The organism is Maritimibacter dapengensis (assembly GCF_019218265.1).
In the GTDB taxonomy this organism is placed as follows: domain Bacteria; phylum Pseudomonadota; class Alphaproteobacteria; order Rhodobacterales; family Rhodobacteraceae; genus Maritimibacter; species Maritimibacter dapengensis.
Genome location: NZ_JAHUZE010000002.1, coordinates 452,554 through 466,009, shown reverse-complemented (window position 1 = coordinate 466,009; position 13,456 = coordinate 452,554). Strand labels below are relative to the sequence as shown.

The following is a 13,456-nucleotide window of genomic DNA, read 5'->3' as shown; positions in this document are numbered from 1 at the left end:
CGGGCGACCGGGTCAAAAGAAAGGCCGGCAAAGACCGGCGACCGAAACGAGCAGCGTGATCACAGAGAGGCAGGGTCACATGGGATTCAAGACCATTTTCAAGGCGGGCCTTATCGGCTGTGCATTCGGCATTGCGGCGCTTCCGGCGTTCGCGCAATCGTCCAGCGGGCCGACGCTTCGGGTTCTGAGCGCGGGTGTCGCCGACACCTTGCACGTTCCGATGAACCGCGCGGTCGTCGTGGAGAGCGACAGGCCATTTGCTGAAATTTCAATTGCCAACCCGGGCATTGCGGACATTTCGACATTGTCGGACCGGACGATTTACGTTCTGGGCAAGCAACAGGGTCGAACCACCCTTACGCTCCTGTCCCCCGAAGGCGCGCTGATCGCGAACATCGAGGTTCAGGTCACGCCGGACATGTCGGAGTTCAAGGAACGGCTTCGCCAGATCCTCCCCGGTGAACCGATCGAAGTTCGCACCGCGAACGACGGCATCGTGCTTTCGGGCACGGTATCCTCCATGGCCGCGCTGGATGCGGCCCTCGATCTTGCCGGACGCTATGCCGGCAACCGGGTGTCGAACCTCATGTCCGTCGGCGGCACGCAGCAGGTCATGCTGAAAGTGCGCTTCGCAGAGATGCAGAGGTCCGTGACCAAGTCGCTTTCCGCCTCGATCGGCGGCGGCGCCACGGTGCCGGGCACCGGCCCCCTCGCCGGGCTCGGTTTGACGGCCGGCTCCGGCGGCCTGTCCAACCAGGGCGCGATCAACGCCGCATCTGCGGGCAACCTGATCTCGACCGGCAACGACAGGACGGGCGCGTTCACCTTCGGCTTCAACGCAGGTGCGTTGCAGTTCGCGGTGATGCTCGAAGCCCTTGAAAGCAAAGGCATGGTGCGCACGCTTGCGGAGCCGAACCTGACCGCCCTCTCCGGCCAGGAAGCGAGTTTCCTCGCAGGTGGCGAATACCCGGTTCCCTCGGTCGCCAGCGAGGGCCGCGTCTATGTCGAATACAAACCTTTCGGTGTCGAACTCTCGTTCACGCCGCGGGTCGTCGATCAGGACATCATCAACCTCGAAATGAACGCCGCCGTGTCGGGTCTCGACACCGCCGTGTCCTTCGGGGACGGCAACATCACCGTCAACGCCTTCCGCCGCCGCGAGACTTCGACCACGGTCGAGTTGCGCGACGGACAGAGCTTCGCGATCGCGGGCCTCTTGCAGGACGACTTCCGCGACCTGTCGGGCCAGGTGCCTTGGCTCGGTGACGTGCCGGTTCTCGGCGCGCTGTTCCGCTCGGCCGATTACGAGCGGTCGCAGTCCGAGCTGGTCATCATCGTGACGCCGCATCTCGTGACCCCGACCCGGGGCGAGGCGCTGGCGCTGCCGACAGACCGGGTGCGGATTCCTTCGGAAGCCGACCTGTTCCTGCGTGGCCGGACCGCTGCGCCCAACCGACCGACGACCGGCGCCGCCGGTGAAGTCGCCAAACAGGATTTCGGCGGCTCCTACGGTTACGTGATGGAGGAATGAAGATGTCCCTCAAGCTCACCGCCCGGCTGATCGCAGCCACCTCGGTCGTCGCGCTTCTCGCAGGATGCGATGCCGCGACACTGGCGAAACTCGAAGGCCGCGAGGCCGGTGCGATCCCGGCGGATCGTGGTTTCGGGTCCTCCACCCAACATAACCACCTGCTTCAGACCGGCCAGATAAGCTATGTCGAGAGCCTTGCAGCGCGGTTCAATGAAACGGTGCCGGACACGATCAACTTCGCCTTCAACTCGGCCCAGATCGACGAACAAGCCCGGCAGATCCTGGCACGCCAGGCGCATTTCATCCGTCAGTTCCCCGAAGTGCGCTTCCGCGTCTATGGCCATACGGACAAAGTCGGATCGGCCGGCTACAACAAGTCGCTCGGTCTGCGTCGCGCTCAGGCCGTGGTGCATTACTTCGCAAGCCAGGGCATTTCGACCAGCCGCCTCGAAGCGGTCGTCTCCTACGGCGAGACGCAACCGCTGGTGCAGACCCAGGATCGCGAACGCAGGAACCGCCGCACCGTCACCGAGGTTTCCGGCTTCGTTCAGAGCAATCCGCTCATCCTGAACGGCAAATATGCCGAGGTGGTGTTCCGCGAGTACGTGAACACGGCGCAATCGGACAACACGGTGCAAGGCGGTCTCGCCGAGCTTCTCGCCGCAGCCGGAGGCGGCTGAGCCCCTTTCGGCCCAATTGGCCCTGCAATTCGAACGTTTTATCACGCGGCCCAGGTGGCCGCGTGATTGTTTCTGTGTTGCCTGCACAGAAACAGCCCCCTTTTGGGCACAGATATCGTCGCAAATCACCGCATAATTTCGCGTCTTTCGCCAAAATGCTGCCCACATTGCCCGACAGATTGAAAGCCTGCGAATGGGCCGTGCGACCGCGAGTCGTCCGGCGGTCTTTGGGCAGGACGGCATTAAGGGGGCCGTGCAAGGACTTGTATTTGAAGGGAACTTGATATGAGTGGGAGCAACGCAGCGTTGGATCAGGAGGCGGCACCGATTGCCGCCTGCACGATCTCGCGCGATGTTCAGGCCTTCGATCTTCTGATCGAGGATATGGAAACGGAGATGGGGGAAGCCTGGGGCGACCTCTCGATCGACGATGCCATTGCATTTTTCGACCAACCGGAGAGCGATACGCTCGAATTCGTCGCAATCGCCATGGACGATCATGACGAAACCAACCTGGCCCAGATCGCCGAAGTCATCAGGCGCGCGGATGCCAAGGGCATCAAGGCGCTGGTCGTGGCCGAAGAAGTCAGCCCGATCGCGCTTCACCAATTGCTGAAGGTCGGCGCGGAGGAATTCATCCCCTACCCGCTTCCCGACGGCGCGCTGCACGACGCGATCGAGCGTATTCGCAGCCCTGAGCCTCCGGCTCCGCCGCCAGCGGCAGAGGTGCCGAGCAGCCCGAAAGCCTCGCGCCAGAACCACGAAGGCGTTCTGATCGCGATCCACGGCCTGGCCGGCGGTTCGGGTGCAACCACGATGGCCGTCAACCTGGCCTGGGAGCTGGCGACGGTTGAGAAGAATGACGCACCGCGCGTCTGTATCCTCGACCTCGACCTACAGTTCGGCAGCGTGTCGACGTTCCTCGACCTTCCCCGTCGCGACATCATCTATGAAGTGCTGTCGGATACGGCTTCGGTCGACGAAGAAAGCTTCATGGCGTCCCTGCTGACGTTCAACAACCGTTTGCACGTCTTCACGGCGCCCGGTGACATGCTTCCCCTCGACCTCGTGTCGAGCGAAGACATCATGACCGTGATTGATTTCGCCCGCGCCAATTTCGACTATGTCATCGTCGATATGCCGTCGACCGTGGTGCAATGGACCGAATCCATCCTGACGGCCGCGCATATCTATTTCGCGACAATCGAGCTGGACATGCGCTCGGCCCAGAACACGCTTCGCATGATCCGGGCGCTCAAATCCGAAGAGCTTCCAGCCAACAAGCTGCGCTACGTGCTGAACCGGGCCCCGAAATTCACGGACCTCAATGGCAAGAGCCGGGTCAAACGGCTTGCCGAAAGTCTCGACATTGCGATCGAGATCAGTCTCCCGGACGGCGGCAAGCAGGTCGTGCAGGCCGGGGACCACGGAGTCCCGCTTGCCGAAGCCGCGACGAAGAACCCGCTTCGCAAGGAAATCCAGAAACTTGCGCAACAGCTTCATGCGCTCGGTGCCGATGAAGAAGCTGCTGCAAAGTAGGAGTTGACCAGTGTTTTCGAAATACAAGAAACCGGGCTCCGACCCCAAGAAGGCCTCGCCCGGAGCGCCAAAACTCGCGACTGTCGAAGGTGGTGCGGGAACCGCGCCAGCAGCGCCGGACATGGCCGTGGCACCAATCCCCAAAGCGGAGGCACCCAAGGTCGACCGCCGGGCGGCCCGCATCGAGCGCGAGAAGGCCGCAGCGCAGGCGACACCCGAAGACCGGGAACGCAAGCGGCGCGAACGGTTGATGGACATCAAGGTCGAGCTGCACAAGCAACTCCTCGACAATCTCAACCTCGCCGCGCTCGAATCCGCGCCGGAAAAAGAGCTGCGCGCAGAGATCCAGTCCATCGCCAGCGAAGTGCTGAACGACATGAACGTGGTCCTGAACCGCGAAGAGCGCCAGACACTCAACTCGGAACTGTTCGACGAAGTGACGGGCCTTGGCCCGCTCGAGCCGCTTCTGAAAGACGACGACGTGAACGATATTCTCGTCAACGGCCCGCAACAGGTCTTCGTCGAACGTGCGGGCAAGCTCATGCTGACCGATGTGACGTTCAAGGACGAACGCCACCTTCTGCGCATCATCGACAAGATCGTGTCGGCCGTTGGTCGCCGGGTCGATGAATCGAACCCCTCGGTCGACGCCCGCCTCAAGGACGGCTCACGCTTCAACGCCATGGTGCCGCCGATCGCGGTGGACGGCTCGCTCGTCTCGATCCGTAAATTCAAGAAAGACAAGCTGGCGATCGACGACCTCGTGCAGTTCGGGGCCTTCTCGGAAGAGATGGCCGCCTACCTTCAGGCCGCCGTCGCGTGCCGCCTCAACATCATCGTGTCCGGCGGGACCGGCTCCGGTAAGACGACCACGCTCAACGCGCTCTCGTCCTTCATCGACAACTCGGAACGTATCCTGACCATCGAGGATACGGCGGAACTTCAGCTGCAACAGACCCACGTGGGCCGGATGGAAAGCCGCCCGGCGAACGTCGAGGGCAAAGGTGCCGTCAGCCAGCGCGACTGTCTGAAAAACGCGCTGCGGATGCGTCCCGACCGCATCATCGTGGGTGAGACGCGCGGCGAGGAAGTCATCGACATGCTTCAGGCCATGAACACCGGCCACGACGGGTCCATGACCACGATCCACGCGAACTCCGCCCGTGACGCCGTGTCGCGACTGGAAAACATGGTCGCGATGGCCGGGATCGAAATGCCGATCAAGGCGATCCGTTCACAGATCTCGTCCGCTGTGAACCTGATGGTGCAGGCCAGCCGTCTTCAGGACGGGTCGCGCCGCATGGTCTCGATCACCGAAATCACCGGGATGGAAGGTGACGTCATCTCGATGCAGGAGGTGTTCCGTTACGAACGCCTCGGCCTGACGCCCGAAGGCAAGATCATTGGCCGCTTCAATGCGACCGGCGTGCGCTCGCACTACTCGGAACGCTTCCGCCAGTGGGGCTACGACCTGCCGCCCTCGATCTTCGAACCTATGGCTGCGGAGTAGAGCCCATGCCGTTTTCAAGCGATATCATCATCTACGGGATCATCTTCGTCGCCGTGCTGCTGCTCGTCGAAGGGATCTATCTGACCGTCTTCGGCAAGTCGATTTCGCTCAACAGCCGTGTGAACCGCCGCCTCGACATGCTCGACAAGGGCGCGGGCCGCGAACAGGTGCTCGAACAGCTCCGCAAGGAGATGCACCAGCACATGAACGCAAAGGGCATCCCGCTCTATTCGTTGCTCGCGGAAAAGGCGCAGAAAGCCAACATCGCGTTTTCGCCCCAACAGCTTATCATGGTCATGGGCGGACTTACGGTGGTGGCTTACCTCGGTCTGTCCATGGGCACGTCCGCCGGCATGGGCGTGCGCATCCTCCTCGCGCTCGCGATGGGTGTCGGTGGCGTATTCGTCTGGGTCAACAACAAGGCGAAGAAGCGTATGTCGCTGTTCGAGGAACAGCTCCCGGACGCCGTCGAACTGATGGTGCGCTCCTTGCGCGTCGGCCACCCGTTCTCCTCTGCGATCCAGATCGTGGCGAAAGAAGTGCCCGACCCGCTCGGCACCGAAATCGGCATCATCGCGGATGAAAGCGCCTATGGCCGGGACGTGGGCGATGCGCTCAAGGCGATGGCGGAACGCATGGACATGCAGGATCTTCGCTTCCTGGCCGTGGCCGTGACGATCCAGCAGCAATCGGGCGGCAACCTCGCCGAGGTGCTCGACGGTCTGGCCAAGGTGATCCGCTCCCGTTTCAAGCTGTTCCGCCGCGTGAAGGCGATCACCGCCGAGGCGAAATGGTCGGGCACCTTTCTGTCCGGCTTCCCGATCCTCGCAGTGGTGATGATCAACGTGATCCAGCCGAACTATTACGACGATGTGAAAGAGACCGGCGCGTTCATCCCCGCCGCCCTCGTCTGCGTCGGCTTTCTGATCGCGAACTACTTCGTCATGAAAATGCTGACGAACATCAAGGTCTGAGGATACGGACATGCTCGACAACCTCACCGCCAAACTGACCGAACTTCTGGGGCCGTTCGGGCCGCTTTACGTCGTCGGTGGCCTCGCGCTCCTGCTGATCGTCGGTGTCATCCCGTTTCTGATGAACAACCGCGAGGACCCTCTCGACAAGCTCAAGCGTCAGCAGAAGATGGGCCATGCCGCCCATGATCACATGGCGCTTCGCAAGAAGCAGGTCGGCATGGGCGACAAGCTCGAGAAATACAAAGGGTTTCTCGAACCGACCGACAACGAGGAATTGTCGGCCATGCGCCTCAAGCTGCTGCAGGCGGGCTATCCGGGCAAGAACGCGGTGCGCACATTCCACTTCGCGCAGTTCGCTCTGGGGATCGGCATGCTCATCGCGGGCCTGATCTATGCGTTTCTCACGAATGACGACGACACGACGACGCAGAAGATGGTCATGACCGTGATCATTCCGGGCGCGGTCGGTTACATGGCTCCGAAATACTGGGTCACGCGCCGTGTCGAGGAACGCAAGGAAGAGATCACCAACGGTTTCCCCGACGCGCTCGACATGATGCTCGTCTGCGTCGAGGCCGGTCAGTCGCTCGACCAGTCCATCATTCGCGTCGCCAAGGAAATCCGCGCCGGCTTCCCCAGCCTCGCAGACGAATTCGAGATCGTCGCCCATGAGGTGAAGGCCGGCAAGGACCGCCTGACAGTGCTGCGCGACATGGGCGAGCGTTGCGGCGTGCCTGACGTCGCCTCCTTCGTCACCGTGCTGATCCAGTCGACTTCGTTCGGCACTTCGATCGCCGAAGCGCTTCGCGTCTATGCTGGTGAAATGCGCGACAAGCGGGTGATGCGTGCGGAAGAGAAGGCAAACACCTTGCCCACGAAGATGACCCTTGCCACAATGCTGCTGACCGTTCCGCCGCTCTTGATCATCCTGATCGGCCCGTCGGTCTACGAAGTGTACAAGACGCTCAAGAACGTCAGTTTCTAACGCGGGCCGCAACGTGGCTCGCACCAACGAGGGGCGAGCCACGTGGCACCGGGCAAAACATCCAGGTTCAATCCGATTTCAACGGCGCTCATCGCCCTGATCGCCCTTGCGGGGTGCGACGGCGCGACGGGCCTCGGCAACCGGGCGACGGACGGCGCCTATGCGCCGGACGCCCTGCCCTACGGGGCCGACAGCGTCGACGGGCTGATCGTCGGTCACCGCCTGATGGACGCGGGCGAATACGAACTCGCGCTCAAGGCTTATCTGCGCGCTGCCGCCGAGAACGGGATCAGCGTCGATACGCTTTCGGCTCTCGGCTCGGCCAACCTCAGGCTCGGCCGTCTCGGTCAGGCGGAACGGCTGTTGCGACAAGCCGTCAAGGAAGACCCGACTTTCGCCCCGGCCTGGAACAATCTCGGCGTGGTCCTGATCGAAACCGGCGAAGTGGGCGAGGCGGTGCGCGTGTTCAAGATCGCGTTCGGAGCAGACAGTGGCAAATCGGACTCCATTCGCGAGAACCTGAACCTTGCTCTCGCAAAACAGGAAGACCTGTCTTATGGTGGAGGAGAAGAGAGCGCGAAATTCGCCCTGATGCGGCGCGGGAGAGGGGATTACCTCCTGCTCGGGTCGCAATAGACGCCGAAAAACGGTGCAGTCAGAGAAGCGGGTTCGCGAGAGGAGAGCAGGAAAAGGACGCAGGCAAATGCGCCATCCCATTGTATCTATTGCCGTCTTGAGCGGTTTCGTCATGCTGGCCGGGTGCGACCAGCAAATGAACGATGAAGAAGTCGAACGCGCGGTCGCGGGCGTGAACGTGGTGGACGAGAGCAATCTCAACGACATCATGCTCACCGTCGGCGACCCGGACGAGGCGGTCGCCTATTTCCGCCGCGCGGTGCAACAGCAGCCCGATCGGATCGACCTTCAGCGTGGATTGGCGAAGTCGCTGATCCGGGCGGGCCACGCGACCGAGGCAGCGAAAGCCTGGACCGTTGTCGCGAACAGCGGCGAAGGCACCGCCGAGGACCGCGTCGATCTGGCCGATGCGCAGATCAGGGCCGGCGACTGGGCCATTGCGAAAGCCGAACTGAACAAGGTTCCGCCGACGCATGAGACCTTCAAGCGCTACAAGCTGGAGGCGATGGTTGCCGACAGTGAAGAGGACTGGAAGCGGTCGGACAGTTTCTATGAAACCGCCGTGGGTCTTACCACGCAGCCCGCCAGCACGTTGAACAACTGGGGGTATTCCAAGCTCACGCGCGGCGACTTCGCCGGAGCCGAGCGCCTGTTCGGCGAAGCCCTTTCCTATGACGACGGTCTGTTCACTGCGAAGAACAACCTCGTCATGGCACGCGGTGCGCAAGGCAAATACGAGCTCCCCGTCGTGCAGATGGGACAGGTCGAGCGCGCCCAGCTTCTGCATACGATGGCGCTGTCTGCGATCAAGCGCGGCGACCTCGTGATGGGGCGCACCCTGCTTCAGGAAGCGATCGACACCCATCCGCAGCACTTCGAAGAGGCCGTAAGGGCCATGCGGGCGCTTGAAAGCAACGTGGCCAACGGATGATGGCGCAGCCTGCCCTTGCGGCATGGGTCTTTCTGCCGTTCGTCATCGCGATCTCGGTCTGGGTGTCTGTCAGCGACATGAGCCGCATGAAAATCCCGAACAAGGCCGTGATGGCCCTGACCGGGGTTTTCGTCGTCACGGGGCTTGTCCTGACGCTCATTGGCACGTTCACCTGGTCCGAATACCTCTGGCGCTACGCGCATCTCGTCGTCGTGCTGATCATCGGCTTCATCATGAACGCGGCAGGATTACTCGGCGCAGGTGACGCGAAATTCGCGGCCGCCATGGCGCCGTTCATCGCACTGGGAGACTGGCCGAGCTTCGCCTATATCTTCGCTGCGTCGATCTTGATCGGCTTCGTTTTGCATCGTATCGCAAAGCGCATCCCGCCCATCCGGCGCGCGACGCCGACCTGGGAAAGCTGGGAGCGCAACGACTTTCCAATGGGTCTCTGCCTCGGGCTTGCCTTCACGACCTACATGGTCTTCGCCGCGCTTTACGGCGGCCCGGCCAGCTGACGCGTTAATCTTTCGCCTGCCGCGAACGACCTGAAACGCTTCGTTTTCAAATGCTTGAAGAATTCCGGGATTCTAGAATTCTAGAATCCCGGTATCTGTGTGTCAGGCCCGGTCCCTCCCCCATACACGGCCCCCATTTACGGGAGCGAGCGGACCTCGCCGATCTCGTAGAGGATGAACAACTCGTTCCGCGCCACCTCGGTCAGGTCGACATCCGCCCCCGGCACCGCCGGGATCTCGTTTCCGTCTTCATCTTCGCTCGCCTCGACGCCCTGTATCTCGTCCAGCACCTGCTTGCGCACCGAGATCGACAGTGGGCAAAGCGGCACGACAAGGTAGTCGGCATTCGCAAAACCCGTCAGCCCGCCGTAATACCACGGCGCATTGCCCTGAAGCGGCTCGAACGCGTCATAGAGCCAGAAGCCGTTGAGGATATCGGCGACGAAGGCAGTCTTGCCTTCTGTCAGCCCGGTGGCGACAAGGTTGTCCGCCATCGTCTTGAACCATGCGACCGTGCCGATCTCCACCGTGCAGATCGTCAGATCTTCGCCGCGCCAGGTGATCATCTCGCCCTTGCGGAAATCTTCATCCCAGAACGCCGCATAGGGCGTATCCGGCCCACCCAGCGCGAACTTGGCGTCGAGCCGGTGTGCGCGGATCGTCGGGGTCACGATGTCCTCGTGCTTGCCGGACCCCGGCAGGAGCGGTGAATATTTCTCCTCGTCCTCCCCCATGTGCCGGAACGGGGAATAGGCGAGGTTGGTCACGGATCCGGCTCCGAAGGACAGCATCGCGACAGCGGTCATGATCACCGCCATATGCATGTCCCATCCGAATTCGTTCTTCGTGCCCGGCGCGGGGCGCAGGGTGATGAGCATCATGCCGACGAGCGGGAGCCATTGGGGATCGTTGCCGAAATTCTGATAAGTCACGTAAAAGAACGCCGGGACGAGCAGGAGCATGACCAGCCCTTCGAGCTTCCGGCCCGACTGGCGCAGCCAGATCACCGCAAGCGCCAGCGAAAGCGACCCCGCCATATAGGCCGGCGCGCCAACGACATTGCCAAGCGGAAGCCCCGGCGCAGGGCGCACGTCTGAGGCCGCGACGATCATCACGTCGCGCAGGTAGGCGAGCCAGACGACAGGCGTTCCCGCGAGCAATGTGAAGATCGCCATGACGACGAGCCCGGAGATCACCGCGACCCACAGCGTTTTCCACGCCCTGCGCCCGATGATCGCGACCAGCACGGGTATGAAAAACGCGGCGAAATAGGTGATCTTGATGAGCAGCAGAGCGGCCATCGCCACGCCGACGATCACACCGTCGACGCCCGGACGCGCCTGCACCCGTGTCGGCAGGATCACCGTGGCCAGCGCAAGGAACGTCGCCGCCCAGGCCCATCGGTTGTAATGCATCGAGATCGAGACGGAGGGCTGGCTTTCGCCATGGACCAGCGCGACGATCAGGACGACGACCAGGCCGCCGAACAGGTATTTCCAGATACCGTCGAACCGCGACCATGAGACGTACCAGATCGCGGGCAACATCACTGCGGCGACAAGCGCCTGGCTCCACAGGATCGCATGCCCGACCCCCATCCCCAGCGAGACTAGCCACGCGATGGGCGCGACGGCCAGCGCGCCGATGGGCGTCACGAAATCCAGATGCGGCCAGTCGCCCTCGGCCATGCGAAACACCATCTGCAACAGGTGCAGCGTGTCGCCTTCGTGTTTCCCCAGAAAATATGCACCTTTCAGCAGTGTCGTCCCGGCGAGAACCACCAGAACGCCTACCAGAACCAACGCCAAACGCGCGCCGTTCGCCTTACCCATTGTCCCTAGTCCCGCTCTAATGCCCGTTTTTCACGTTTTTTGCGGCGTCTTTTGACACCTTGGCCACACTATAGGCGCTTTTTGCCGATCAGATGAAGCAAACCTGAACGAATCGCAGAAAAAAACGCAGCGAGCAGATCATGAATATGCAGACCACCGATATCGCGACCTCCACTGTCACCCCGCCCCCGGCGTGCAAGACGATCGAGGACACCGGCCTGACGCTGGTGATGATGCGCGACATCCTTCTGAAGACGATGTTCCGCATGAACCTCGAGCACGTCTCGAAACTCGAAAAGATCCTGTGCCTGCCCACGCGGGTCACGCAGGAACTGGTCGACAATGCCCGCGATCAGGGGCTTGTGGAGGCGACCGGTACGCTTCACGCGACCTCGGGCAACGAAATGGGTTATCGCCTGTCGGACACCGGCAAGACCCGCGCGCTCGATGCGCTCTCGCAGTCGGAATATTACGGCGCGATGCCGATCCCGATGGAGAAATACGCCGAACAGGTGAAGCGGCAGTCGATCCGCAACATCAAGATCACGCGCGAAGAGCTTACGAACGCGATGGGCCATCTGGTCCTGCCCGGCGAGCTTCTGGACCACCTCGGGCCGGCGGTCGGCTCCGGTCGCTCGATCCTGATGTATGGCCCGCCCGGCAACGGTAAATCCTCGATCTCGAACGGTATCCGCGATGCGCTCGGCGACAAGATCTACGTCCCCCGTGCCGTGATGTACTCGGGGCAGGTCATTACTGTCTACGACCCGATCGTGCACTCAAAAGCCGAGGAACAGGTGGACGACCCCAATTCGCTTCGCCGCACCTCCAACGCATATGACCGGCGCTACGTGAAGTGTCAGCGTCCGACCGTGATCACGGGCGGTGAACTGACGCTCGACATGCTCGACCTCGTCTACAACCCGAACGCGCGCACCTATACCGCGCCGCTTCAGTTCAAATCCGCCGGCGGCGTGTTCATCGTCGACGACCTTGGCCGTCAGTCCGAGCCGCCGCAGGCGCTCATCAACCGCTGGATCGTCCCGCTCGAAGAATCCAAAGACATCCTCGCGCTGCAGTCGGGCGAGAAGTTCGAGGTGCCGTTCGACACGCTTGTTATCTTCTCGACCAACTTCCACCCGAACGAGATTTTTGACAAGGCGGCCCTTCGCCGGATCTTCTTCAAGATCAAGATCGACGGGCCGGACCAGGAAAACTTCCTGAAGATTTTCGCGATGGTCGCGAAAAAGAAGGGGATGCAGCTCGACGAAACCGCGCTGATCCATCTACTCAAGACGAAATACCCGACGATCGACAACATCTATGCGAACTACCAGCCGGTCTTCCTGATCGACCAGATGATCGCGATTTGTGACTTTGAGGGCATCCCCTACCGGATGTCACGCGATCTGGTCGACCGGGCCTGGGCCAACATGTTCGTGAAGGACGAGAAGATCGTTCACTGATGTCCAAATGGGTTCTTTGGGCGGGATTGATATTGGTAGCCGTTGCCCTTATCTGGTCGCTCGCCATCGGTCTGAGGGCCTATCCCGAAGTCGGTAGCCTTGGCGGTCGCGGCGATTGGTTCTGGGTCGTCGCTGAGACGATCCGCCAAACGTTCTGGCTCTGGCTTGTCGGCATTCCTCTGGTCGTGGTCGGCACTGTGTTGCGCCTGCTGTCGAGAGGTTGACCCGGCATTGAATGGCGAACGGCGCGCAAACCGGCGCACCGTTTCTTTTCGCTCATTCGGACAGGATCACTTCGAGAACCGCCATCTGCGACCGCCGGTCGCCACCTGCAATGGCGGCGAGCGTATCGTCGGGGGCGGCTTCGACCCCTGCCGCGTCCAGCGCCGAGATCACCTCGGTCGTGTCGCGATGCGCCAGCCGCGCCAGCGTGTCGATTTCCGCCGATCCGACGCGGCTCATAATCATCGCGACGGGGCTGCCGCCACGTTCCGATTGCGCCGGAGAAATCGCGAAGCTGACGACCGTCACCACGACACCGACCGCGATCAGACCCGCACCGAGGGGCCGCTTGAAATAAGCCGTGAAGGCGCGCCAGTTCAGCGCGAGGTGAAGACCGACCGCGCCGATCATCAGCATCCCGATCCATTCATGGCTGATCCGCGTCAGCCCCGGCGAAATGTGGAAGAACAGCAATGCGCCGCTCACCAGCGTGACGAGCGAGGTGGCGACCGTCAAAGGCGTGGCCCAGGGCCGAAGGGATTTCATCATGGTTGCACCATTCATTTCGAACATTTTTCGCGCCCGATGCGCTGCCCCGGTTTCCCGGAGAGCCCCATCCCGGGCGTTCG

The 13,456-nt window shown here is 61.9% G+C and carries 13 protein-coding genes; 11 read left to right on the top strand and 2 right to left on the bottom strand.

The window, feature by feature from the left end; translation table 11 throughout:
* The first annotated feature begins 79 nt into the window (after positions 1-79).
* From KJP28_RS08565 to KJP28_RS08525, 9 genes are all read left to right on the top strand, one after another.
* A complete protein-coding gene (locus KJP28_RS08565) occupies positions 80-1,531 on the top strand; it encodes a type II and III secretion system protein family protein (RefSeq protein ID WP_218392140.1) in 1,452 nt (483 codons plus the stop codon).
* Positions 1,532-1,533: 2 nt separating this feature from the next.
* A complete protein-coding gene (locus KJP28_RS08560) occupies positions 1,534-2,211 on the top strand; it encodes an OmpA family protein (protein ID WP_218392139.1) in 678 nt (225 codons plus the stop codon).
* A 285-nt stretch (positions 2,212-2,496) separates the two neighbouring features.
* Complete coding sequence (locus KJP28_RS08555; RefSeq protein WP_218392138.1) at positions 2,497-3,750, top strand: CpaE/TadZ family protein; 1,254 nt, start codon at positions 2,497-2,499, stop codon at positions 3,748-3,750.
* Positions 3,751-3,760: 10 nt separating this feature from the next.
* Complete coding sequence (locus KJP28_RS08550) at positions 3,761-5,260, top strand: CpaF family protein (protein WP_218392137.1); 1,500 nt, start codon at positions 3,761-3,763, stop codon at positions 5,258-5,260.
* 5 nt (positions 5,261-5,265) lie between these two features.
* Entirely contained in the window at positions 5,266-6,234 is a 969-nt protein-coding gene (locus KJP28_RS08545) for a type II secretion system F family protein (RefSeq protein WP_218392136.1), read from the top strand.
* 10 nt (positions 6,235-6,244) lie between these two features.
* Positions 6,245-7,222 carry a type II secretion system F family protein gene (locus KJP28_RS08540; RefSeq protein WP_218392135.1) on the top strand — a complete coding sequence of 326 codons (978 nt, stop codon included), beginning with the start codon at positions 6,245-6,247 and terminating at the stop codon, positions 7,220-7,222.
* Positions 7,223-7,264: 42 nt separating this feature from the next.
* Positions 7,265-7,858, top strand: a complete 594-nt coding sequence (locus tag KJP28_RS08535; RefSeq protein ID WP_336245320.1) for a tetratricopeptide repeat protein — start codon at positions 7,265-7,267, stop codon at positions 7,856-7,858.
* Between the two features lie 67 nt (positions 7,859-7,925).
* Entirely contained in the window at positions 7,926-8,789 is an 864-nt protein-coding gene (locus KJP28_RS08530) for a tetratricopeptide repeat protein (protein WP_218392134.1), read from the top strand.
* Positions 8,786-9,307 carry a prepilin peptidase gene (locus tag KJP28_RS08525; RefSeq protein WP_255552280.1) on the top strand — a complete coding sequence of 174 codons (522 nt, stop codon included), beginning with the start codon at positions 8,786-8,788 and terminating at the stop codon, positions 9,305-9,307. Before KJP28_RS08530 ends, KJP28_RS08525 begins: the two co-directional genes overlap by 4 nt.
* Positions 9,308-9,444: 137 nt before the next feature.
* Here the strand turns inward: KJP28_RS08525 and KJP28_RS08520 are convergent, their stop codons facing one another.
* Positions 9,445-11,139 carry a DUF2029 domain-containing protein gene (locus KJP28_RS08520; protein WP_218392132.1) on the bottom strand — a complete coding sequence of 565 codons (1,695 nt, stop codon included), beginning with the start codon at positions 11,137-11,139 and terminating at the stop codon, positions 9,445-9,447.
* Between the two features lie 140 nt (positions 11,140-11,279).
* Here KJP28_RS08520 and KJP28_RS08515 point away from each other — a divergent pair, with 140 nt between their 5' ends.
* Both KJP28_RS08515 and KJP28_RS08510 read left to right on the top strand, forming a co-directional pair.
* A complete protein-coding gene (locus KJP28_RS08515; protein ID WP_218392131.1) occupies positions 11,280-12,605 on the top strand; it encodes an ATPase in 1,326 nt (441 codons plus the stop codon).
* A complete protein-coding gene (locus tag KJP28_RS08510) occupies positions 12,605-12,829 on the top strand; it encodes a hypothetical protein (RefSeq protein ID WP_218392130.1) in 225 nt (74 codons plus the stop codon). Before KJP28_RS08515 ends, KJP28_RS08510 begins: the two co-directional genes overlap by 1 nt.
* Before the next feature lie 52 nt (positions 12,830-12,881).
* Here KJP28_RS08510 and KJP28_RS08505 read toward each other — a convergent pair whose 3' ends face one another.
* Positions 12,882-13,400, bottom strand: a complete 519-nt coding sequence (locus KJP28_RS08505; RefSeq protein WP_218392129.1) for a DUF4405 domain-containing protein — start codon at positions 13,398-13,400, stop codon at positions 12,882-12,884.
* Positions 13,401-13,456 lie beyond the last annotated feature (56 nt).